Origin of the sequence: Chitinophaga sp. CC14 (genome assembly GCF_048957795.1) — a bacterium.
GTDB classification, from domain to species: Bacteria; Bacteroidota; Bacteroidia; order Chitinophagales; family Chitinophagaceae; genus Chitinophaga; species Chitinophaga ginsengisegetis.
Genome location: NZ_JARBFY010000003.1, coordinates 1,372,110 through 1,395,114 on the forward strand (window position 1 = coordinate 1,372,110; position 23,005 = coordinate 1,395,114).

The window sequence follows — 23,005 nt, forward strand, 5'->3', positions numbered from 1 at the left end:
AAACAAAAAATCAAGATCATGAAAAATACATTTCAATATATAAAAACCGGTTTGTTACTGGCACTGCTGGGCGTTAGTTCGTGTTCTAAAAATTTCGGGGATATCAATACCAATCCAAGTCTTGTTGCCAAGCCGGATGTAAAATTCCTGTTGAGTTACTCGCAGGATAAAATCATTACCTACCAGGGTACAGAATGGGTATGGGAAAGCATGGAACAACTGATGCGTTTTACGCAGCATGTTACCTCCAGTCCGTACGAAATCACCAACAATGTAAACACCCGGTATAATAACTATTACCTGCAGATTTTACCTAATCTCTTTGAAATAAGAAAGCAGGTAGATGCCATGCCGAATAAAGACGAGTACCAGAAGATTGCTATGGTAACCTACGTATTACAGGTGCTTCACGGGCTGAAAGTAACAGACATGAACGGTTCCATTCCTTATTCACAGGCAATTGAAGGCCGCTACCAATCGCAATACGGGCCTGTATATGATGAGCAGCCGGCCCTGTTCAACAACTGGCTTTCACAACTGGATGCTGCCATTGCAGTGCTGTCGAACAGTGCGCTTCCCACACAGGTAAGCTACGGTCAGTCGGATATTTTTTATCAGAGCGACTGGATCAAATGGGTGAAGCTGGCCAACACGCTCAAACTTCGTATAGCCGCCAGGTTAGAGAATGCCGATAAAGCAAAATGCCAGGCCGTATTCCAGCAGGTATTAAAAGATCCTATCGGGCCTATTGATGGCGACGATTCACAGGTGAAGTATCTTAACAGCACGTATACGCCCTTTGGCAACGGTGGAGATATCGACTACCGCAGCCGCCGTTATGCCACCACTTCCATTATGGCGTTCCTGAAAAAGAGCGAGGACCCGCGTTTACCGGTGTATTTTGAAAAGAATGACCTGGTGGGCAGCTATAAAGATTCGCTGGCCAAATACAACGTTACCTTGCCGGCTTTCATTAATCCAAATGATCCGCTGATCATGTACCAGGGCGGTCCGGCCGACTGGACCACCAATCCCACTGTGGCAGCGTATATCGGAAATGGATTTATTGTAAGTCAGTATACCAAATACAACCTGATATCGCCTATTAACCGCCGGTTCTTTTCTCCCAAGCTCAACTCGGCTACCGGCAACTTCCTGGATGTACCGGTTACCTATGCAGAAACCTGTTTTTATTTAGCAGAGTTTATACAGAAGGGATATGCCGGGGGCGTGGATACCAAAGGAACGGCGGAAGACTGGTATAAGAAAGGCATTACTTCTTCCATTCAAACTATGAATGCGATCGCTGTTGCAGCCGGTTCTACTACGGCTTACACCGGCACCGGGTTAACTGAAATCAATGCTTATCTGAATAATGCGCAGGTGAAATTCAACGGGGTGAATAACCTTGAACGGATTTACATACAGGCTTACCTGAGCATGTACCGGCAAGCTAATGAAGCCTATGTATTTTGCAGGCGCACCGGTTATCCAAAAACGGGTTCTGCTTACTATGGCAGGGAAACGTTTAATGAGCTGATACCACGCCGGTTCTGGCTTACAGATCCCGGTGAAGTAAACAGGGCCAACTGGAATACCGCTATGCAGCAACAGGGCTTTACGCCCAATGCGCAGGATTTGCCTACACTGAGTTCGCAAAGGATCTGGTATGATAAACAAGCGCCGGAGTTTGGAAAGGGATTGTAACGCAACATTATTTTTTTCTGGTCAACTACTCCGTTTGGGGTAGTTGACCTTTTTTTGGATGTTTACTACTGCTTACTTACTTCTCGTATACTTCTCCGATACTTATCGGATACTTAGGACTCGTCTATGTGTCGTATTCCCTATATAGTTCCCATATAGTTCCCATACAGTCCCTATACACTCCCCATACTGTTCCCATACTGTTCCCATACACTCACCATACACTCATGATACACTTCCAATACACTCCCCATACACTATGACCGGTTCCGACCGGTACGGATTACGACATAATCCGGCAAAAAGCGGCAAAAGCGGCATGTTTATTTTTATGCACTTCCACCGATGCGTAATTTCGAATGGATAATTTGTCCGGGTAGTTACAAAGTAGCCGCTATCCTGTTAACGGTTTCTTTCAATGCTGTTAAAGAAGTGGTACTGGTCACCTTATTTACTTTCATCCTGATAATTTTATCTTTCTTTCTTACCATGATCAGCTGGAAGTTGTTGCTGTCGCTTTGAAAGAAGCCTTCGTCGCCGGTGTTGTTGAGCAGCTGGATGTTGCCGTTGCGGCGGTTATCATCGAGGATACCGGTGTAAGTTTTTTGCGCGGCAGCTACAGACCTGTACTGTTCGTAGTTGTAGTATACATGACCGGTTTCCCCGGAAACAGGGTCCGATTCCACAGCGGTAAAAGCACAGCGGTACTTCAGGGCGTCGCGCTCCTGTTTTTCCGACTTCAGGGTGAGCAGTGCGCTCTGGCCCAGTATTTTTGCGGCATCTGTGGGAGTGAGGTAGAAGTAGGGAACGGTATCTGCGGCAAAGCCTGATGAGATCAGGGGAAGCAGCAGGAACAGAAAGAGCAGTGTTTTCATAACGGTATCAGTTAAGTGGGAATTTACACGGTTGCTACTTTTCTTGTATCACAATGTCTTATTCAGACAAGTGCTGAGGCGTCTTATTATTCGTTAATGAAGTTACAACTTCCTGTTTGATAAGACTAAAAAGATTCACCAATAACGGACATTTTTCCAGTTTAAAAAGACGTGGGTTACTGGTCTTTTTAAACTGGAAAAATGAGCGACCCGGATCAACGTGGTGCAGTATGGAAATTTTTGACGCCTTCTTTTTTTATGGGACGCCTGGGTGTTGATTTCTTCTTTCTTCCCCACCAGATGAGGAAGCCGGTAACGGGCAAAGAAGCGGCTATCAGGGCGGCGAAGAACATCAGGAGCCGCCCGGGGAGCCCGGCGATGCTGCCCACATGGATGTCGTAGTTCATGCGCACAGCTTTTTCTGCCACGGTTGCGTCTTTGTACTTACCAAGATAAGGAGGGGTGATTTCCCGGCCGGTATGCTGATCGAAATAGAGGTAGTCTGCGTTATAAAACTGGTGGCGGCTGGGATAGGCCCTGGTAATGATAACTGCAGAATCGTTGGCGGGCATGGAAATACTGTAGCCTGCGGCCTGCGGGTAACGGGCCATGAAGGTGGCAAACACCTGGTTGATGGCGGTGCTGTCTTTCACCGGCGCATGATTATCGGACTTCGCGGGTACTGCGCCTGGTCTTTTCTGCCCACCGCTGAATACCCAGAACTCTGCCTGCGCCATCCAGGTGAAGCTCCATACCAATCCCGTTAATGCGGCGAAAACAATGATCCAGCTGGCGTAAAAACCCAGCACATTATGGAGGTCATAGTTCAGCCGTTTTGGCGAAGCATCCAGCTTGATGCGGAAGCTGACTTTCCGGCGTCCTTTGTTGCGCGGCCACCACAGCACAATGCCGGTTACGAGCATCAGAAAGAAAACCAGTGTACTGTATCCGACTATCGCACCGCCGATGTCGTGAGGCAGCCACAGGTACATGTGGCCGTTCAGGATAAAATGAAAGAATTCATCGTCGCGGTTGAGTACTTTCTGCACCTGGGCCGTATAGGGGTTTACGTATACGTTGTAGTAGTGATACGGTTTCTTTTGGAAGAACTGGACTACGGCGGCTTTGTCTTTCCCCTGGTACAGGATGCGGAACGCCTTTTCTCCGCCCATACTGGCTTCTCCCGCTGCGCGGATGGCGGTTACTGGCTGGAACGGGCGGTTCTGCGGGGTTACATGGTGATAGGGCGCTGTGTATGCAGACAATTCCGGTTCCCAGGAGTAGATGGCGCCGGTAATGGAAATGATGAATACAATGATCCCGGAAATGAGTCCCAGCCAAAGATGCAGCCAACCGAATATTTTTTTGATGCGCATGTATTAAAATATAAAATGAAAGCACAGCGAACCGTGCTTTCATGGATGTATGAATGGTTGGAAGTCCTATAATTTGATCACGAGGTTTACCGCGTAATTGCGTGGCGGTTGCGGCTCGCCCCACGGGCCCCAATACAGGGTATTTGAAACGTTATCCAGCTTTATGCCGATGCGGTAACCGGGCCGGTCGTAGAACACGGTGCTGTTTACCAGCGCATAGGCAGGGAAGAATAATGTATTGGCGTCATCAAAAGGAGTTTCGCTGTTGTAAAACACGCCGCCGCCGATGCCCAGGCCCTGTAGTTTCCCTTTCACCAGGCGGTAGCTGATCCAGGTGTTGGCCATGTGTTTACCGCCGGAGCGTGCAGGCCGTTTGCCTACGTTGGCACTGGCTTTGGTGATCTCGCTTTCATTGAAGCCGTAACCGGCTGTAATGTTCAGGCCAGGGAATGGATTGGCGATCACTTCGGCTTCAAAGCCCTTGCTTTTCTGCGTTCCATCCTGAATAGAGAAGGCAGGGTCTTCAGGATTTGAGCGCAGCTTATCGGTTACGCTGATGTCGTAAGCGCTGAGGGTAACGTTTAATTTGCTCTGCAACAGTTCTGCTTTCACACCGCCTTCCCATTGATTGGCCTGCTCCGGTTTGAAGAGGTTGCCTTGTTTATCCGTTTGGGCGCTGTAAGTAAAGCCGTTCTGGTAGTTGGCGAAAACAGAGAGCTGGTCTTTGATCAATTGGTATACCGCACCGAACTTGGGAGAGAAAGATGATTTGCTGTAACGGCCGGTTACATTGCCGTTCAGCAGGTTGGTGGTACCCTGGTTATCCACTTTATCCCAGCGAAGACTTAGCATAAGCAGCAGCCGATCCGTAAAATTGATCACATCTGAAGCGTATACACCGTAGCGGTCAAGATGACTTTTATAGAAGTTATTCGCCTGTGCAGTGGGAGCAGGGAACAGCGGATAAATTTTTTCCATCATCAGGAAGCTGGTGGGTGCAGCAGCACTCACGGTATCAAGGATGAAGCGGGAAGTATAGGTTGGCTGGGTGATATCGGCCAGGTAATCCAGTCCTACCAGTACGCGGTGTTTGATTGAACCGGTATGGAAAGTACCATTCAGGTTTTGCTGGAGCTGGATGGTATTGTAGTTGTGGCTATACTTCTGAAGCTGACGGGTAATGCTGTCTGTGCCGGGCCGCCAGTTGCCGGTGAACTGGTATTGTTCGCGGGCATTCACGCCACCGGTGGAGAATACAGTGGTAGTGTTCCAGTTGTTGTTGATTTTATAATTCATTTGTGCGAACACGTTATAGCCGGGGAAAGTAGATATAAGGTCGTTCGTGTAATAGGTGCGTTTGTAATACTTGCCCATCGCTTCCTTGTAATCGGTAACGCCGGCAGCGGGATTGAGGTAAGCGATCGATGGGGTTCCGCGGTTGCGAAACGTTTCAAGGTCTACCAGGAAGCTCAACCGGTCATTGGCCTGGTAAGAGAAGGCGGCCGACAGGAAGTAATTTCTTTTGAAGCCTGCTTCCTGGAAGCTTTCCTGGGCATGCCTGCCGAAGTTCACCCGCAGCAGGGCTGTTTTTTCCTTGTTCAGCGGGGCGTTCAGGTCGACAGTGATGCGATTCAGGTTATAACTTCCCGCGGTCAGGCTAACGTCTGTTTTAAAGGTGTCGAAAGGTTTCTTGGTCACGCGGTTCACCAGTCCGCCGTATGATACCGCGCCGGTGCCAAACAGAGTGCCGGAAGGGCCTTTGATCACTTCAATCCTTTCCAGGTTGGATACGTCTACCGTTACCAGCTGGTTGGCCGTCATGCCATTGCGTATGAAGTTCTGCGTACGGAAACCGCGGATAATAGTGGAGGTACGGCCGTTGCCCACTGTTTCAGTAGAATTCACACCGGCAACGTTTTTGATGGCATCTTTATAATCCACGATCACCTGCTCCTGCATTAGTTCGGATCCTATGATGCTGTATACCTGCGGATTTTCCAGGTTCTTCAATGGCATGCGCGCTACGTAATCCGTTTCTTTCTTTGCAAATTTATTACGCCCGCTAGCCACGATTACTTCCTGCAGGTTTTGCCTGGAAGTACTGAGCTGGAAATCCACTTCCGCCGTTTGTCCTGCTGTTACGGTCACCGGCCGGCTGATCACATCACGACCGGTTATAAAGGCTTCCACAACATAAGTTCCGGGAGTAATATTGCGGAGTGTATACGTTCCGCTTTCGTTGCTGGTAGTTTGTTTACGGGAATCTTTCAGGCGAAGGCCCACACCGGGAACCGGTGTGCCGTCTTCCACCGTAACGCGGCCTTTGATGGCGCCGTGCGCCGGATTCTGCGCCTTAACAGCCGTGTTCAACAGGGCTGAGAACAGGCATGCCATTGCCAATGCAATAACTCTCATGGTCAGTTTTTAATATTTAGGAGATAGGGGAAATGCTACAATAGACGAACATAGTGTAGCAAAGGTAGCAGGCAGGGGCGGGGCACAGGAATCGAATCCGGAATTTGGTTTATGCAATCGGGAAAAATAACGGTAACAGGGGTACGGACAAAATAGAGATCCCTATAAAGAAGACCGTTTACTTCTTTATAAGGATCTTTTACTTTTACTCCAATCCTTCAAATATCTTTCCTGCGGCTACGCTCAACGCATCTTGTGCAGTGCGGTCCGCTTCGTTCGTTAATATCACAATACCGGTATTCTTTTCAGGATATACCACGCAGTAACTGGAAAATCCAAACGTACCACCGCTTTGCCAGATCCTTCTTATACCGTTGCCGGTTTTGTTCATCTGCCAGCTTAAACCCATGGCATAGCTGTTGATGTCGCCCCAGGCGGGTTGATGTGTTAATTTCACTACCGGGTTACTTTCATCAGTTTGTAAACGGATGTATTGCAGCATGTCGGCCACGGAAGAATAAATACCACCGGCAGCCAGCAACATCGGCGGATTGTAGGGCATGATACGGCCCTGTTGATTATAGCCTTTTGCGGCATCATCCGGAAGCGACGCCGTAGTGTATTTCATGTGCTGCGGGCGGGTAATATATTTTCTCACCAGTTCTGCGTACGACATGCCGTATATGCGTTCCAGTATGAATCCAAGTAGCTGCGCGCCTGCGTTGGAATATTTGAAATGATAACCGGGAACAGTGTCCAGTTGTACCTGGTGAAGATCATTAAGAAATGCCCCCATAGAATAATCGTGCTGCAAACTATCGATAACGCCCGGAATGGAATCATCGGGGCGCTGGAAAAGATCACGACGGTCGGGCAGCATGAAGGGCAGGCCGGAAACATGTGCGATCAGGTGTTTCAGCTGGATTGCACGTCCTTTGTATTGCAGGTTGGGATAGTCTCCGTTCAGGTAAAAACGGATGTCATCATCCAGTTTTACTTTTTTAGCTGTTACCGCTTTTGCCAGTAAATAGCCGGTAAATGTTTTGGAAACAGAACCAATTTCATACGGTGTGTTAGGAGCGGGGAGTGTTGTTTTACTGTAACGGTAGATATAGGTTTGTCCGCCGGTATATACTCCTACTTCCGCACTCACGCGGGCATTGTTCTGCATAAACACGGAGAGCGCAGATTGTACCAGGCTGTCCACTTTTGTTTTATGAAGATTATCAGTTGTTACCTGCGCCTGCGTAAGAAGTGTTGATAAGCATAAAAGGAATGCCGGGATAAATTGTTTCATGGTTGTTTTTTGAAAACATCCTATCCTAAGAGAGTGCCATTTGGCACAGCATTCATTGTTATCTTCTTATGTATTCAAAAATAAAAATACTTGTATCAAAAATGAACACCCGGTGTACGCAGGCGTACTACACTATGGTTGCAGCGGACCTTTACTTACTTCTTCGCCTGCTTTGTATACTGCTGCTATTTTCCGCGTGTTCTTAATATCCTGTGCGGGGTTGGCATCCAGGATAATCAGGTCTGCGGTTTTACCTTTTTCGATGGTGCCATAGTGGCGATCTATTTTCAGGGCAGCAGCTGCATTTTTAGTGGCAATGGTAATAGCCTGTAAGGGAGTGAGTCCGGCCTGTACGAGCAGCTCCATTTCAAGATGTTCGGAGAATCCCTGTGTACGTACCGGTTGCGCGCCGGAGTCGGTGCCCAGTGCTACAATGATGCCGGCATCTGCTATTCTCTTTACATTTTTCATCGCTGTTTCAAACGCATGCAGGTTCCGTTGGTAGGCGGGCGAGTTCTTCAACTTATCCTGGTAGGCGGGCGAAGTAATCATTTCATACACGCCGGGTTCCAGCGATGCTTTGAAGAAAGGATCATTGATCCACTCTGGCTTACGGGCATAGATATACGCATATTCATCCAGTGAAAGGGTGGGGATGTAAATGATGCCTTTGGCTTTCATCTGTTGTAGTAGCGCCGCGTCAATTTCCTGGTCGCGGATGCTGTGTGCAATGATGTCCAGTCCGCTGGCAACGAGATTCTTCGCATCTGCGAGGTAGTAAAGATGTGACGCCACCGGGATATGATGTGAATGCGCCCGGGTGATAAGCGCCTTGTAAATAGCAGGGTCCATTTTGGGAGTTGATCCGCCAAAATCATCTACCCACATTTTTATTACCGTTGGCTTTACCAGCGATACGCTATCCAGTTGTGCAGTAGCCTGTGTCACCGTAGCAGGATGATACACGTACTTCATTGGCGGACCACCCTGCGCTGCCGCAAATCCATAACCGGCGGAAAACAGCCGTGCGCCCGGTAATAAACCATTTACAGAAGAGTCGCGTAATCCGGAAGTGAAAAGCATCGGCTGATCCGATCCCATCACCAGTATGTTAGTGATGCCATAGTCCGCGTATTTTTTCAGTTGTGATAATATGTTTTCGCGTGTGTATGGATCGCTGTTGTTATCGTTGCCTTTCATCATGCCAATATGCACGTGGCTGCTGGTGATAGCGGGCATAACGGTTTTGCCTTTGCCATCAATCACCGTAGCGCCGCCGGCTGGTATATTCCTGCCGGTTGCGGCAATTTTGCCATCTTTGATGAGAATATCTGTATGCTCCGCAGGGGCGCCGCCGTTGCCATCGATGAGGGTTACATCCTTTAACAGGATGGCTTTAACAGGAGGAGTTGGCTGAAAGGCAGCCAGCGGGAAGAGGGCGAGGAGGAGTAACAGGTAGTTTTTCATAGCATTAATGTATATTAAAGACATGATAAAGATACTTATAAAAACAGGAGGGTTTTTTATAGTTACCTTGTTATTTGCATCCTGCTTTTCTAAAGAGTGGCGACTACGAAAACAAAAAGAAACATGGAACAGGCGGGTGAAGGAGTACCACGAAAAAGACAGCCTGAACAAGCTGGCGCAAAGCAGGGATTCTGTTAGCAAAACTTGTTTCTTAAAGTTGGGTTAAGACTTCCAACCCGTGTCCAGAGGGGGCAATTACATAAAGTCCTTTGTTGCTTTTTTCTTCATAACATTCAAATGGTCTTTGCATTCTTGGGTCAGCCCAAAAATCCTTTTTCTCATTTTTTAGTTTATTCTTAATTCTTTCAAAATGGTCGTTTGTAACTTTAAAAGCGTAGTGTCCGATAGGGTGTTCTTTAGCTTCGACAATAAGCATCATAACATCATTTGAAAATTGAATACAAAGAAAGAAATTTGGGATTGGCCCATCAGCGGGAATCGCATCTGGTAAATCTAAAAGATTGGTAATAAAATCAGCTGTTTTCTGTTTCTCTTTGGCTAATATTATTAAATGATTTAACGCTACTTCAGGAAAGTTTTTTTGTTTTAAATTTTCTGTTTTATCTATCATTATTTGTTAATTATTTTCTGTTGTCTGTTTGTCGTTACGATGTGGCTCGTTATAATAACCGGTAACGGTTGGCAGCTTTGCGTTCGGGCGGGCTTTTACCACGAAACTTCCTTACGAAGCCGTAAACTTCAAATTTACAAAAAAACTGTCATACGAAGCCAGGTCCCCGCCTAATGCAAAGCCGTTGTTAAAGGCAGGTAATTTTATGTTCTTTTAATTAGTTTTTTGGTCAGTTGGTAAAGTCTTTGAGCGTTTTGTCTGTCAAAAATTTTGTTAGTCAGGTTTACCGGTTTGCGTTGCTTGTATGCTGATAACGATTGTTCGGGTAAGTTATCAAGCAGTTCAACGATAGGTTCAATCGCTTAGCCTACCCCACTATCCTCATCATAAAATCAACCGCATCCTCCGAATGCAATGCTGCCGTCGACTCCATCGTTATTCTCGCTGTTTCACCAGCTCTTGCGCGCATTTGTTTTTCATACGCAGCAATAGCAGAATGAACATCCGGGAAATTTTCCCCGGTAAGGCAGCGTCCTAATTCAAGGGCATCCAGCATGGCCATATTCACGCCTTCGCCGGCGTAAGGAGGCATCAGGTGGGCGGCGTCGCCGAGCATAGTAAGATTGGGCAGTGCATTCCATGTTTGATCAAAAGGCATGCAGTATTGCGGGCGTGGTATGAAACTGGCGTTGGCATTTTCAAACAGTTCCAGCCAGATGTTATCCCAACCGGTAAAGGTTGCTTTAAACCAGGCTAATACCTGTGTTTTATCTGAGAAGTTGATGTTACTGGTTTTATACCAGTTTTCATCAGTATTTACGCCGGTATAAAACGCCAGGCTGCCGTCTCCTTTGGAACTTACGATTAATGATTGCGCATCACCGAGTGCAAATACTTTCCCACCTTTCACGAGTGCGTTTATGTTTGGGCACATCGTTGATGCATCATACACCGCGCCTTCCACAACGGTAACGCCTGCATAAAAAGGCCGGATAGGCGTGATATACGGACGGATCTTTGAATTGGCGCCATCTGCTGCAATCACGATGTCCGCAATGGCAGTGCTGCCGTTTTTAAAGGTAAGTTGCCAGCCGTGCTGGTGTGGCAACATAGATACAAACTGGCTGTCCCATACAACGGTGTCGGGCTCCAGTGAATCCAGCAGTATTTCTTTGAGGGGGCCGCGGTCTATTTCCGGGCGCGACCTGTCTTCTCCGCCGTTTTCATGGTCATCGAGAATAATGGCCGCGTGTTTATCAACGATGCGCAGCCGGTCGGCGCCCGGGCGGTAGCTGGCCCTGAATGCGTCCATCAGTCCGGCTTCCTCCAGTGCTTTTAATCCTGATTCTTCGTGAAGGTCCAGTGTGGCGCCCTGTACGCGTGCTTCCCGGTTAATGTCCCTTTCGTATACTGTTACGGCTGCGTTGTTCATCTGCAGGATCCTGGCCAGTGTTAATCCACCGGGGCCTCCGCCTACGATGGCTATTTTTTTGTGTTGAATGATGCTCATGTTGATGTTTGTTTTATTTCAGCATTCCTTTGATCACTGCTTCGCAGCAGTCGAGTATCACTTTCTCTGTGATGATTTGTTTAGGTCTTTCTGTATAATCAAAATATTCATTGACCAGTTCCAGCAGGGGAGCGAATAATAAGGCCCGGTATACATCCTGGTGGAAGTTGCGGACTACGCCTTGTTTTACCTGTTGTTTAAAGAACTGGTGGATGGGTTTAAAATATTGCCCCTGTTCAATGTTTGCCTGTTGATATGCTTTGTTAAGCAGGGGAGAAGTTTTCCCGTTCTGAAGCAATGCAAAATGCGTCCTGTTACGGGTGAGGTAACGGAAGCTGTTTTGCCACAGCTTTTTAACGCCTGTTGCAAAGTCCATGTTGGCATGAAAGTTTTCCAGCACGGCTGTTTCATAGGGGCCCAGTACTTCTTCAATAAATAATTTTATCAGGAGATCTTCTTTGTCTTTGTACTTTATATAAATCGTTCTGGGCGATATGTTGGCTGCCTTCGCCAGCTTCTGCATGGTGAGGTTTTCCAGTCCCTCTTCGGCAATGATCTGCAATGCAATGGTGCGGATGGCTTCCTCTTTCTCCAGGTTTTTAGGTCTCATGTGGTAATCTATTACTGCAAAGTAAGTAAATGTTTGTTTACTTATGAAATATTTTTTCCGGGAGATAAAAAAAAAGCTGCCCCGGAACATCCCTGTTCCGGAACAGCCTCATCTTTCAGGTGCCACTATTAATTTTTTATTTCGCCGGGAATTACTTCCACTGTCTGTTTCCTGCCGCCCCGGAGTATGTCTACCGGGATCTTTCTGCCGATTTGTTTATCGGATAATAAAAGATGCAGGTCATCTACGGAAGTAACCGGTTTGCCATCAAAGGCAATAATGATATCGCCGATATGCAGTTCGCTGTTATAGAAGTTGCCATCCGGAACGGTTTCAAACACGTATACACCCGTGTGAGTATTGAGTTTATTGGCGCCAATCATCCTGCTGCTGAGGTTTACCGGCTGTGCAGCGATACCCAGCTGCGCCCGCCGGATCTTTCCGTGCAGGATCAGCTGACCGGCAATCTGTGCGGCCAGGTTGGAGGAAATGGCAAAGCAAAGTCCCTGTGCGGATGCAATAACGGCGGTATTCACGCCAATTACCTGTCCCATAGAGTTGACCAGCGGGCCGCCGCTATTGCCGGGATTAAGCGCAGCATCGGTCTGGATCACATTGTCGATCAGCCGGCCATTGCTGGCCCGGAGCGTACGTCCTAATGCGCTCACCACTCCTGCGGTAACGGTATACTGCAATCCCATCGGGTTACCAATGGCAATCGCAATTTGTCCTACCTGCAGCATGGAGGAGTCTGCCAGCGGCATCGCTTTTAACCCCGTTTCGTCGATCTTCAATACGGCAATATCCGTGGAGGGGTCGGCCCCCTTGATCTCTGCGTTTACCCGCCTGCCGTCTACAAACGACACTTTAATACTGTCGGCGTTTTCCACTACGTGGTTATTGGTAATGATAAAACCATCAGAAGAAATAATGAAGCCGGAACCGGTGCCTCCCTGCGCACGCCTTTCCCGCGTTCGCTGGTCGCTTACCTTCTTCTGTACTTCTATATGTACCACCGATTCGGCTACAGTACCCACTACGCCGGTAACGGTTTGAGAATAGGCATCTAATAAACTCCTATCGTTCGACGCCTGATGCGTAAGAAATGAAATTGAGTTATCCATAATAACCCAGCGGCTCAAATTTATTTCCAGTTTATTACAGGTGCCGTTTTGGCATCTGATGGGCCGGCTTTATGCCATCTTTACTTTTTGAGCACTTGAAAATTATAATTATTGAGCTATTTTGACGGGAATGTTTTTCGTCTAATAAGGAACTATGCCGGCAATTGATTTACAGGCACTGTGGGATGCGGTTTATAGGGCGGACGAACAGCAAAGACAACCTGGCCGTATTACCATCTGCCCTGGATACAAAAAACTATGTCTGGGAAGGCTACCACCGTCAAGACCTGGCTCGCTTTGGTAAACCAGGAATATAAATTATAAAAACTAACAGGACCGGCCATCACAGCCGGTCCTGCTTTTTTTAAGGACGGGGTATTTCTGTTTTTACCTCACGTCCATGCTTGCACCACGGATCATTATTCCCATTATTCCACTGGCGTATAGCCATGCGGGTAAGTAGCACATTGGCCGCGATGAATAATACAATCACCAGTATAGAAGCTACTTTAGTGATAGTGCGAAGGGCCGGTTTTTTCGAAAAGCCGCCAAAAACATAACCGATAATAAATACCATGCTGGCAGCAAACAGCACACGCAGCAGGATAATAATCCCAAGTCCCATAATCATTCTTTTTAAAGGTTATTTAATTTTCGCCAGTAACTGCTGGTCGTCAGCCCGGCCCCAGTGCGGGTACACATCTGTTCCGGGAGTTCCCAGCTTTTGCAGGCTTTCTGTAGCCAGTTTCTTTGCCTGTTCCTTATCGCCACCCCACATTCTGGGAGTGTAGTATTTTACCCATGCTGATACATACAATGCCCGCGGATTACCGGGTTCGAGCGCCAGCGCTTTTTGCAGCATCTGCCCGGACAGTACGCCGTATTTGCGGCCATACGTCATTGGATTGATGAATACTTTGGTGCGGTATACCATGCTCAGCACGGTGTATACTTCTGCCAGCTCCTTCTTTTGGGTAGTACTGTCGAGCAGCGAGAGCGCCTGCTTTGCCAGCGCTTCCCCACGGTCGGCAAAAGGCTCTATCTTTTCGCCGTCGTCCTGCAGGAGGAATCCGATCTTAGCATTACACAATGCTGCATAGTAAGGAGGCAGCCATGCAGGTTGTTCGTTGATACCGGAAAATGTTTTCTCCAGCACCTGGTAGTCTTTTACGGTTTGTGCCTGATCCAGTTTGTTCACGGCCTGTTGTAATGCGCCGGATTGTGCCATGCCGCTGTAATAGCCTACTACCAGGAGAAGTGCGCAGATAAATAGCTTTTTCATGTTGATGTGTGTTTAGTGTTTTATAAATTATTATTAAGAAAGTCGTCGGTACGGTCTATACCGAAACTCATAAATACGCCGATGAAATAACCGCGTGTAGCCGGCAGCGTTATAGGTTCCCTCAATTGTCCGTTTGCGCTGTATTGATACCCGAACACCTGTTTGGTGCCAAAGAGGTTGTTAACCCCCATCGCAAAGCCGGAGAAGTCTTTCCACTTCCGGTTTTTAAAGAAGGAGCAGAGGTAAGCTATATGCAGGTTAGCGATGTTATACGCCTTAGTAGTACCCTGATCGGTAATACCGTGTGTATTGATATTGTAGTAGGGGCGTCCTGCAGCCAGCGCCCAGGAAACATTCACATTGGTGCTGATCTCCCGGAAAAACTTTTTAACAGCCACGGTAGTAGTATGCGGCGCTGTAAAGGACGGCCGGAGGGCGTAAGGATAATCAAGATAATTGCGTTTGGTATCCAGGTAGGTATACGTTATCCAATAGTCCAGGTCCTTGACACTTTTTTTATCCCGCCAGAAAAGTTCCAGTCCCTGCGCATAGCCGTTCCCGTTATTACTCAGCATAGGCGTTGTTTTTACCAGGTGGTGGTACTTTTTATAATACAGCTCTGCCCGGAAGAAGCGGTTGTTCGCTTTTTTAGTATAGTTCAGTACATAATGGGTAGCGCTGGAAAAGTTGAGATCACGGTACCGGTACAGGAAATCGTTGGCCGGTTCCTGGTAAAAGATACCATAGGCCAGGTTAAACTGGCTGGCATCGGGCAGGCGGTAGGCAATGCTCAGCCTGGGCGCCACCACCAGCTTACGCAATACAGAAGCGTATTCCATGCGCACACCGGCTTTGGCAGCAAGGTTGGGGGCGAGGTAAATATCGCCTTCGGCAAAAGCGGCCGACAGGTGATCCGTTAATGCAAGGGCGCTGTCGTTAGACATGCCTTTATCACGGGTATAGAAATGTTCACCGCCAAAACGCAGTGCCTGTCCTTTGGAGAAGAAGCGGGTGAATACAATCCTGGCCTGTGCGAAATCGGTGCGGATGGTTCTGTTGCCTGTTTTATAAGGGAGAGATGAAACGGCGGTATTGCCTTTCGCATCCGTGAGACTGTTGGCCGTTGCTTCGCGGTTATAGCTGTACACCGCGCCGAGGTCCATTTTCCAGTTGTTGTTCAGGTAGCTGCGGAAGCTGAGGTTATTATAACTGTTCCAGCCGCGCACCTGGTAGCCGGCGTTAAGAGCGGCGCTGTCGATGTCTGGTTTGCGCATGCCTACATCGCTGTAGCTCCAGTTGCTGTATAGTTTGAGCATACCTGTTTTGCCGGTACGTATCCTGAAGTTGAAGTTGCCGTCTGCATAAGCGGGGCCGGCGAAGTAGTCAGGTACCTGCGGCACTACGTTGTTATACAACGATTGATTGCTGTAGTTCAGGTTCACGCCATAACTGCTTTTATTATTCTGCGCCAGGTGCTGGAAACCTGCGCCCAGGTTGGCGGGGAACACGCTGAAGCTGGCGGAGGTTTTTTCCGGCAGGTCGGTGCTTTCCATGATAAGGGCGCTGCTCATGGCGGAACCATATAAAGCGGAGTACCCGCCTGAGCTGAACAGGATGCCTTTGAACAGGAAGGGGTTGATCCGCGCATATTGCGGCACGCCGGGAACAGCGGGGTAGTTGGGTGTTTTCAGCAGGGTGCCGTCGATGAACTGCCGGGTTTCATCGCCGGTACCGCCGCGTACAAAAAGCCCGGATTGTTCCCCGATCTGTTGCGCGCCCGGCAGGGAGCGCAGCGCCTGTGAGATATCGGCATTACTGCCTGCTACTGTTACGGCATCAATAGGTGTAAGCGAGGCGCCTTTGGCGCGGTCGCTGGCTTCAAAGCTGCCGGCGCTTACCACTACTTCCTGCAGGGGGCGTTTGCTTTTTATAGTGGTGTCCTGTTTGCTTTGCGCAATGGCGGCAAAAGGAAGCAGTGCGATAAAAAATAACCCTGTTTTCATGACGGTTAGTATTATAACCGCAAAGCTACCGGGAAGTATTACTGGTATTTTGAAGAGTAGACGGGAGGGGGAAGTGTTGCGACAAAACGGGAACGGTTCAGGATTGCAGCATCCTGTTTACATTCTCTTTATAGAATTCACTCACGGGTATTTCGATGTTGCCGATGCATACCAGGTCGCGTTTAACGGCCGTAATTTTCTTCACCGCCACGAGGTAGGATTTATGTGTGCGGATAAACGCGCCGGCAGGAAGTTTCTCTTCCATGGCTTTCATGGTCATGCGGGTGAGTATGGGTTTAGCGGTACCGGACAGGTGTATCTTGATATAATCTTTCAGGGCTTCTATATAGGTAATGTCTGCCGTGAGGATCTTTACCTGTGTGTATTCCACGTTTACAAAGAAAGAATGTTCTTCTGCCGGCGCCGGTTTTTTCAGGCGGAACAGCTCACTGGCACGGTTACACGCTTTCAGGAAACGTTCAAAGGAAAAAGGTTTAAGCAGGTAATCCACTACCTGCAGGTTAAATCCTTCCAGTGCGTATTCTTCATAGGCAGTAACAAGAATCACCATCGGCGGCTGTTGCAGCGATTGCAGCAGCTGCAGGCCATTCAACCGGGGCATTTGTATATCCAGGAAAATAAGATCAATGGGTTCCTGCTGTAATACCTCCAGCGCTTCCATGGCGTTGCGGCAGGTTTTTACCAGTTGCAGGAAAGGCACCTGCCGGATATTATCTTCCAGCAGCTCCCTTACCAGTTGTTCATCATCTACGGCTATACAACGTATCATGTGAGCTTCAGTGTTAAGGTGATATGAAACAGCGGCGGTTCATCCCTGATCTGCAGCTGATGCCGTTCCGGGTAAAGCAGTTGCAGTCTTGTTTTTACATTTGCCAAACCAATGCCTGAGTTCTCGTCCTTGCTGGCGTTGGGATCATTATCGTACTCATTCAGCACTTCAAAGATAAGTACATCTCCTTTCATCACCAGCTGTATATCAATAGCAGGATGCGGCGTATAGCCGGTACCGTGTTTGAAAGCGTTTTCTACAAATGGAATCAGCAGCATGGGTTCTATAGTATAGTTGCCGGCAGCCTCACTGGTAGGCATCTTCACGTTAATGGCCACTTCGTTGCCGAAGCGCAGCTTTTGCAGGGCAATATAACTGTTGAGATACAGTATCTCCTGGGAAAGCAGCACCTTTTTCCCGGTATCGTACAGCATGTAACGCATCAGGTCGGATAGCATGAGGAGCGCCGGTTCCAGCTGATCGGATTTTTTCCGGGCCAGCGATACCAGGTTGGTAAGTACATTAAACAGGAAATGCGGACTTACCTGCGAACGCAGGAACTTCAGCTCTGAGCTGAGCTGCTCCGCCTGTTGTTCTTTCTGCCGCCTTTCCGCGCGCAGCATATCTGTTACACGGCAGTATACCAGGCTGATAATATAGATACCCACCGACGGGCCAAACACAAATTTATAAGCCGCCAGATCCCGGATCACATCCGGGAACCAGTGTAGCATGATGGCATATTTTAATGGGAAAGATAAAAATACCAGGAGGAATACCGCCGGGAAATAAAGCCACCAATATCGCCTGTTCCACAGCCTGGGATATAGCACCAGGGCATGAATATAAAAGATGGCCATATGGATAACGCCGGAAATAGTAAAGAACAAACCCGGTAAACTGCCTATCCGGTAGCCGTTGGCTGCGCTGGAAACGATATAGGGCAGCAACAATATCACGCTCCATATAACAATATGCAGTGTGATAGTAATTTTTTTCAGGGAGATATTTTTTTTCATCTGCTGTCCGGATAAAGCTACTGATTTTTATAAAGCTACCCGCATTAACGGCCCTCATAAAGATAGAATAGACATCCCCGGTAAATGTGCCGGCAACATCCGTAAACAGCGCGACAGGGAAGTATTTATTATATTCAGAGAAAATATCATTATTATGGGTGAACGCAATGATTAATTTTGAGGACGATTAAGATTTAAATTTCTGTTATGATAAAACGCAGTATCGGGATGCTCATTTTGCTGATGAGCGCCTCCCTGGTTTTTGCCCAGCAATATGAAGCCAACTGGAATTCCCTCAACAAACGCGGTATTCCCGCCTGGTTCAGTAATGCCAAGTTCGGCATCTTTATTCACTGGGGTGTATATGCAGTGCCCTCTTATGCAGTAGTTGGCCCCGGTGGTTATTCCGAATGGTACTGGCACAACCTGAGAGGCACCAAAGAAGGCTCCCATCAGCAGGTACAGGCTTTTCATGATAAGAATTACGGGAAAGATACGCCGTATGAAAATTTTGAAAGCCAGTTTACCGCCTCATTGTATAACCCGCAGCAGTGGGCAGAAGTGTTTCGCCGCTCCGGCGCTAAGTATGTAGTGCTTACTTCCAAGCACCATGAAGGCTACTGCCTGTGGGATAATAAGCAGGCTAATGAATCCTGGGGCCATTCCTGGAACGCTGTTACGGGAACGCCTAAACGCGATCTGCTGGGAGATCTTACAGATGCCGTGCGTAAGGAAGGCCTGAAGATGGGCTACTACTATTCCCTGTACGAATGGTTTAACCCGCTTTGGTTAAAAGATAAGCAACGGTATGTAAAGGAAGTGATGACGCCGCAGTTCAAAGACCTGGTGACCCGTTACAAGCCTTCCATTATATTTTCAGATGGGGAATGGGAGCTGACAGATACCGCCTGGCAAAGCCCTTCGTTACTGGCCTGGCTGTTTAATGAGTCGCCGGTAAAAAATGAAGTAGTGGTAGATGACCGCTGGGGCAGTAATACCCGTGGTAAAAATAACGGCGCCACCTATCTTACCTCTGAATATGGCAGCGGGATGCAACCCGGTGTTATCTGGGAGGAAAGCCAGGGCATCGGGCAATCGTACGGCTATAACCGTATGGAAACCGCCGACGACTACAAGAAAAGCGCTGACCTGGTGCTGATGCTGGTAGACATTGTATCCAGGGGCGGTAACCTCCTCCTGGACATAGGCCCCACAGCAGACGGCCGTATTCCTGTGATCATGCAGCAGAAACTGCTGGACATCGGCAAATGGCTGGAGGTAAACGGCGAAGCGATCTACGACTCCAAACCCTGGACGGTAAGCCAGCAGTGGAGCGCCGGCAAACGCCCGGAAACAAAGGAAGCCAGCTTTATGTCGGGTTACAACATTTCCCAGCTGGTGAAAAAATCTGATCAGCATGCCAACGTGGAACTATTCTTCACCCAAAAGCCGGGCGCAGTGTATTGCTTTGTGCCTTCCTACCGTCAGCAGGTATGGATCCGTAACTATACGCCGGCCAAGGGCGTTGTAGCCAGCGTACTGGGCAGCAATAAAGCCATCAGATGGCAACAGAAGGGGAAGGATTGCCTGGTAGATCTCTCATCCCTGCACCCCGGGGATGTGCCGGAAGGCTTGCTGGTAGTGAAAATGAAAGGATAATATCTATTACATACCCAATGCAAAGAGAAGGCAACCTGCCTTCTCTTTGTTATTTTTACCGTTGCCGTAGTTTTCTTAAAAAAGAATTTTAAAAAGTATATTTTTAAAGGAACAGAAATCATTTTCTTTCCGATGCGCTTGAATTTCACCTATGGGTTGATAGTTTCCACGTTATTACTATCCTGCACCTCAAAGAATACTGTTCACCGCACCTGGCAGGTGTATGGCGGCAGCAGGGAAAACATTCACTACAGCGCCTTAACGGAACTGGATACCGGTAATGTTTCACAATTGAAAGTAGCCTGGGAGTATCGCACTGGCGACACCGCAGAACGGACGCAGATCCAGGTAAATCCAATAGTGGTGGGCGAAAGACTGTATGGCGTTTCGCCACAGCTGAAATTGTTTGCCGTGCATGCGGCTACCGGTAAGCCTTACTGGACATTTGATCCCGTAAAGCCCGGAGAAAAGAACGCTTTCCAGTTTAACCCCTGCAGGGGCATTACCTATTATGAAAACAACGGCAAAGAACAACGCATTTTTTATACCGCCGGTGGCCGGCTGTATTGTATAGATGCCCTGAACGGTACGCCTGTAAATACTTTCGGCGATAGCGGGTATGTGGACCTTCACCGCGATATGGGCCGCAATATGGATCAACTGGATATCACTTCCACCACACCGGGCGTTATTTATAAAGACCTGCTGATTGTAGGCACCCGCGTAGGAGAAGCCGCCGGAGCGGCTCCTGGCTATATCCGCGCTTACGACGTGCGTAACGGCCGGCTGAAATGGATTTTTCATACCATCCCGCAGCCGGGGGAAGAAGGCTACGATTCCTGGAACGACAAAGATGCCTGGCAACATACCGGGGGAGCTAACTCCTGGGCGGGCTTCAGTCTTGATGAAGAAAAAGGCATCGTGTATGCGCCGGTAGGATCCGCCACTGATGACTTCTACGGCGGCAAAAGACCCGGCAATAACCTGTTCGCCAATTGCGTACTGGCACTGGATGCGGCCACGGGTAAAAGGATCTGGCATTTCCAGACCGTGCATCACGACCTGTGGGACAGGGACCTGCCAACCGCACCAATGCTGGTAACGGTGAAAAAGGACGGCAAACAGGTGGAAGCAGTGGTACAGGTCACCAAAACAGGATTCATTTTCCTGCTGGACCGCCGTACGGGCCAGCCTTTATACCCGGTAACAGAAACCCCTGTGCCGGCAGACACGGCATTGCCCGGGGAATGGGTGTCGCCCACACAGCCGGTGCCCACTTTTTTTAAACCATTTGTGCGGCAGTCGTTGTTGGAAAAAGACCTGAACACATTGATACCGGATTCGTCCTACGCAGATATCAGGGCGCGGTTGGCGTCCTATAAAACCGGCCGGCTTTTCATGCAGGCATCCAAACAGGGCACGGTGATCTTTCCCGGCTTCGACGGAGGCGCTGAATGGGGCGGACCCGCAGCAGATCCGGAAACGGGTGTGATGTATGTAAACGCCAGCGAAATGCCCTGGGTGCTCACGATGGTGGAAACAAAAAACCAGCATGCCCCGGTCACGGAAACACAACTCCAGGCAGGGAAGCGGTTGTATACCGCCAATTGTATGTCGTGCCACGGACCGGAGCGAAAGGGGGGCGGTAATTTCCCATCTCTCTTAAATATCCATACAAAATATACGGAAACAACGTTAACACAACTGGTAAATACCGGCAGGAGAATGATGCCGGCCTTCAAACAACTGGACAGTACCGAACAGCAGGCGCTGGCCGTTTTTTTACTGGATGTAAAGTCGAAACAACAGCAACCGTTTACCGCGCCGCGGAAGAACGTGGATGCATATACGAATTTACCTTACCGCACTACCGGCTATAATAAATTTTTAACGAAAGAAGGATACCCGGCCGTAATGCCGCCCTGGGGCACGCTGAGCGCCATTGACCTTAACACGGGAAAAGTGCTGTGGAAAGATACCCTGGGCGATTACCCCGAACTGAAAGCGAAAGGTATTCACAGTGGTACGGAAAACTACGGAGGACCCGTGGTAACCGCCGGCGGCTTGCTGTTTATTGCAGCTACTGCCGATAGTAAGTTCCGGGCGTTTAATAAAAGAACAGGACAGCTGCTGTGGGAAGTTGATTTGCCCGCCTGTGGCTTTGCCACACCGGCAGTATATGAAGTGGAAGGAAAACAATTTGTGGTGATCGCCTGCGGTGGTGGTAAACTGGGAAAGAAACCGGGAGATACATACCTGGCATTTGCCCTTTAATAGTAATCATTCAACAACCAAAATATCTTTTATTATGAGCATTTCAAGAAGAAATTTCCTGTTGAAAGGGAGCCTGGCTATCGCCGGCACCGCACTGTTGTCAAAGGACCTGCTGGCTGCCACTGTACGCAAGCCGGTGCTGGGCATACAGCTGTATTCTATCCGCGATGATATGAAAAAAGATCCGTCGGGTACGCTCAAACAGCTCGCCGCCATGGGCTACAAAAATGTAGAACATGCCGGATACAGCAAGCGGAAATTTTATGGTTACTCCGCCAAAGAGTTTAAAAAACTCCTCGACGATCTCGGGTTGCTGATGCCAAGCGGACATACCGTAATGGGTAAACAACATTGGGACGCCGCAAAGAATGATTTCACCGACGAATGGAAATATACGGTGGAAGATGCTGCCATCGTAGGACAGCACTATGTGATCAGCCCGTGGCTGGATGAAAGCCTGCGTAAAAACTACGACGACTTCAAAGCTTACATGGATGTATTCAATAAAAGCGGCGCCTTATGTAAAAAATCAGGGATGAAGTTCGGCTATCATAACCATGATTTTGAATTCAGCCAGCAACTGAACGGACAAAAGATCTTTGACCTCATCCTGCAGAACACGGATCCTTCCCTGGTAGCGCAGCAGCTGGATATTGGCAATATGTATCATGCCGGCGGTATTGCACTGGATATTATAAAGCAGTACCCTGGCCGTTTTGAGCTGATGCATGTAAAGGATGAAATTAAAACAGACAAAGGTGAAATGGGCGGTAAATACGAAAGCACTGTATTGGGCAAAGGTATTATACCGGTGAAAGAAGTAATTGATCTCGGTAAAAAATCCGGTGGTACCAGGCACTTTATTATTGAGCAGGAGTCCTACCAGGGACAGGCGCCGTTGGATGCCGTGCGCGATGACCTGGCAGTAATGAAAAAATGGGGCTATTAATTTATAGAAACAACGAT

Annotated in this window: 18 protein-coding genes; 4 read left to right on the forward strand and 14 right to left on the reverse strand. The window is 48.4% G+C overall.

Annotation, left to right across the window (positions count from 1 at the left end; translation table 11 throughout):
* Nucleotides 1–18: 18 nt before the first annotated feature.
* Complete coding sequence (locus PV783_RS15580) at nt 19–1,707, forward strand: SusD/RagB family nutrient-binding outer membrane lipoprotein (RefSeq protein WP_420988646.1); 1,689 nt, start codon at nt 19–21, stop codon at nt 1,705–1,707.
* Nucleotides 1,708–2,087: 380 nt separating this feature from the next.
* Here the strand turns inward: PV783_RS15580 and PV783_RS15585 are convergent, their stop codons facing one another.
* From PV783_RS15585 to PV783_RS15650, 14 genes are all read right to left on the reverse strand, one after another.
* Nucleotides 2,088–2,582, reverse strand: a complete 495-nt coding sequence (locus tag PV783_RS15585) for a hypothetical protein (RefSeq protein ID WP_079467987.1) — start codon at nt 2,580–2,582, stop codon at nt 2,088–2,090.
* A 215-nt stretch (nt 2,583–2,797) separates the two neighbouring features.
* Complete coding sequence (locus PV783_RS15590) at nt 2,798–3,958, reverse strand: PepSY-associated TM helix domain-containing protein (protein WP_420988647.1); 1,161 nt, start codon at nt 3,956–3,958, stop codon at nt 2,798–2,800.
* Between the two features lie 66 nt (nt 3,959–4,024).
* Complete coding sequence (locus tag PV783_RS15595) at nt 4,025–6,373, reverse strand: TonB-dependent siderophore receptor (RefSeq protein WP_420988648.1); 2,349 nt, start codon at nt 6,371–6,373, stop codon at nt 4,025–4,027.
* 205 nt (nt 6,374–6,578) lie between these two features.
* The gene (locus tag PV783_RS15600) at nt 6,579–7,670 is read right to left on the reverse strand and encodes a serine hydrolase domain-containing protein (protein WP_420988649.1); all 1,092 of its coding nucleotides are present in this window, start codon (nt 7,668–7,670) and stop codon (nt 6,579–6,581) included.
* Between the two features lie 132 nt (nt 7,671–7,802).
* On the reverse strand, nt 7,803–9,137 hold the full coding sequence (locus tag PV783_RS15605; protein ID WP_420988650.1) for an amidohydrolase family protein: 1,335 nt from the start codon (nt 9,135–9,137) through the stop codon (nt 7,803–7,805).
* 211 nt (nt 9,138–9,348) lie between these two features.
* Complete coding sequence (locus tag PV783_RS15610) at nt 9,349–9,768, reverse strand: hypothetical protein (RefSeq protein ID WP_420988651.1); 420 nt, start codon at nt 9,766–9,768, stop codon at nt 9,349–9,351.
* A gap of 367 nt (nt 9,769–10,135) precedes the next feature.
* Entirely contained in the window at nt 10,136–11,278 is a 1,143-nt protein-coding gene (locus tag PV783_RS15615; RefSeq protein WP_420988652.1) for an FAD-dependent oxidoreductase, read from the reverse strand.
* Nucleotides 11,279–11,291: 13 nt separating this feature from the next.
* Nucleotides 11,292–11,888 (reverse strand): TetR/AcrR family transcriptional regulator, encoded by a 597-nt coding sequence (locus tag PV783_RS15620; protein WP_363435328.1) that lies wholly within the window; start codon nt 11,886–11,888, stop codon nt 11,292–11,294.
* Between the two features lie 128 nt (nt 11,889–12,016).
* A complete protein-coding gene (locus PV783_RS15625; RefSeq protein ID WP_079467980.1) occupies nt 12,017–13,012 on the reverse strand; it encodes a S1C family serine protease in 996 nt (331 codons plus the stop codon).
* A gap of 364 nt (nt 13,013–13,376) precedes the next feature.
* Nucleotides 13,377–13,637 carry a hypothetical protein gene (locus tag PV783_RS15630; RefSeq protein ID WP_079467979.1) on the reverse strand — a complete coding sequence of 87 codons (261 nt, stop codon included), beginning with the start codon at nt 13,635–13,637 and terminating at the stop codon, nt 13,377–13,379.
* A gap of 18 nt (nt 13,638–13,655) precedes the next feature.
* Complete coding sequence (locus tag PV783_RS15635; protein ID WP_420988653.1) at nt 13,656–14,294, reverse strand: hypothetical protein; 639 nt, start codon at nt 14,292–14,294, stop codon at nt 13,656–13,658.
* A gap of 20 nt (nt 14,295–14,314) precedes the next feature.
* The gene (locus PV783_RS15640) at nt 14,315–16,297 is read right to left on the reverse strand and encodes a TonB-dependent receptor plug domain-containing protein (protein ID WP_420988654.1); all 1,983 of its coding nucleotides are present in this window, start codon (nt 16,295–16,297) and stop codon (nt 14,315–14,317) included.
* 97 nt (nt 16,298–16,394) lie between these two features.
* Nucleotides 16,395–17,087: a LytR/AlgR family response regulator transcription factor gene (locus PV783_RS15645; protein WP_420988655.1), complete on the reverse strand. Its 693-nt coding sequence runs from the start codon at nt 17,085–17,087 to the stop codon at nt 16,395–16,397.
* Nucleotides 17,084–18,106, reverse strand: a complete 1,023-nt coding sequence (locus PV783_RS15650) for a sensor histidine kinase (RefSeq protein WP_420988656.1) — start codon at nt 18,104–18,106, stop codon at nt 17,084–17,086. The genes PV783_RS15645 and PV783_RS15650 overlap by 4 nt, the downstream gene beginning before the upstream one ends.
* A gap of 207 nt (nt 18,107–18,313) precedes the next feature.
* Between PV783_RS15650 and PV783_RS15655 the strand changes: the two genes are divergently transcribed.
* From PV783_RS15655 to PV783_RS15665, 3 genes are all read left to right on the forward strand, one after another.
* Complete coding sequence (locus PV783_RS15655; RefSeq protein WP_420988657.1) at nt 18,314–19,765, forward strand: alpha-L-fucosidase; 1,452 nt, start codon at nt 18,314–18,316, stop codon at nt 19,763–19,765.
* Between the two features lie 132 nt (nt 19,766–19,897).
* Complete coding sequence (locus tag PV783_RS15660; protein ID WP_420988658.1) at nt 19,898–22,039, forward strand: PQQ-binding-like beta-propeller repeat protein; 2,142 nt, start codon at nt 19,898–19,900, stop codon at nt 22,037–22,039.
* A gap of 34 nt (nt 22,040–22,073) precedes the next feature.
* A complete protein-coding gene (locus PV783_RS15665) occupies nt 22,074–22,988 on the forward strand; it encodes a sugar phosphate isomerase/epimerase family protein (RefSeq protein WP_079467971.1) in 915 nt (304 codons plus the stop codon).
* Nucleotides 22,989–23,005: the final 17 nt, after the last annotated feature.

Bases quoted from the DNA above. Each gene is read 5' to 3' on its own strand.
- PV783_RS15650 (WP_420988656.1), bottom strand. From the start codon at position 18,106: ATGAAAAAAAATATCTCCCTGAAAAAAATTACTATCACACTGCATATT.
- PV783_RS15625 (WP_079467980.1), bottom strand. From the start codon at position 13,012: ATGGATAACTCAATTTCATTTCTTACGCATCAGGCGTCGAACGATAGG.
- PV783_RS15665 (WP_079467971.1), top strand. From the start codon at position 22,074: ATGAGCATTTCAAGAAGAAATTTCCTGTTGAAAGGGAGCCTGGCTATC.
- PV783_RS15585 (WP_079467987.1), bottom strand. From the start codon at position 2,582: ATGAAAACACTGCTCTTTCTGTTCCTGCTGCTTCCCCTGATCTCATCA.
- PV783_RS15615 (WP_420988652.1), bottom strand. From the start codon at position 11,278: ATGAGCATCATTCAACACAAAAAAATAGCCATCGTAGGCGGAGGCCCC.
- PV783_RS15645 (WP_420988655.1), bottom strand. From the start codon at position 17,087: ATGATACGTTGTATAGCCGTAGATGATGAACAACTGGTAAGGGAGCTG.
- PV783_RS15590 (WP_420988647.1), bottom strand. From the start codon at position 3,958: ATGCGCATCAAAAAAATATTCGGTTGGCTGCATCTTTGGCTGGGACTC.
- PV783_RS15600 (WP_420988649.1), bottom strand. From the start codon at position 7,670: ATGAAACAATTTATCCCGGCATTCCTTTTATGCTTATCAACACTTCTT.
- PV783_RS15605 (WP_420988650.1), bottom strand. From the start codon at position 9,137: ATGAAAAACTACCTGTTACTCCTCCTCGCCCTCTTCCCGCTGGCTGCC.
- PV783_RS15610 (WP_420988651.1), bottom strand. From the start codon at position 9,768: ATGATAGATAAAACAGAAAATTTAAAACAAAAAAACTTTCCTGAAGTA.
- PV783_RS15655 (WP_420988657.1), top strand. From the start codon at position 18,314: ATGATAAAACGCAGTATCGGGATGCTCATTTTGCTGATGAGCGCCTCC.
- PV783_RS15660 (WP_420988658.1), top strand. From the start codon at position 19,898: ATGCGCTTGAATTTCACCTATGGGTTGATAGTTTCCACGTTATTACTA.
- PV783_RS15595 (WP_420988648.1), bottom strand. From the start codon at position 6,373: ATGAGAGTTATTGCATTGGCAATGGCATGCCTGTTCTCAGCCCTGTTG.
- PV783_RS15620 (WP_363435328.1), bottom strand. From the start codon at position 11,888: ATGAGACCTAAAAACCTGGAGAAAGAGGAAGCCATCCGCACCATTGCA.
- PV783_RS15640 (WP_420988654.1), bottom strand. From the start codon at position 16,297: ATGAAAACAGGGTTATTTTTTATCGCACTGCTTCCTTTTGCCGCCATT.
- PV783_RS15635 (WP_420988653.1), bottom strand. From the start codon at position 14,294: ATGAAAAAGCTATTTATCTGCGCACTTCTCCTGGTAGTAGGCTATTAC.
- PV783_RS15580 (WP_420988646.1), top strand. From the start codon at position 19: ATGAAAAATACATTTCAATATATAAAAACCGGTTTGTTACTGGCACTG.
- PV783_RS15630 (WP_079467979.1), bottom strand. From the start codon at position 13,637: ATGGGACTTGGGATTATTATCCTGCTGCGTGTGCTGTTTGCTGCCAGC.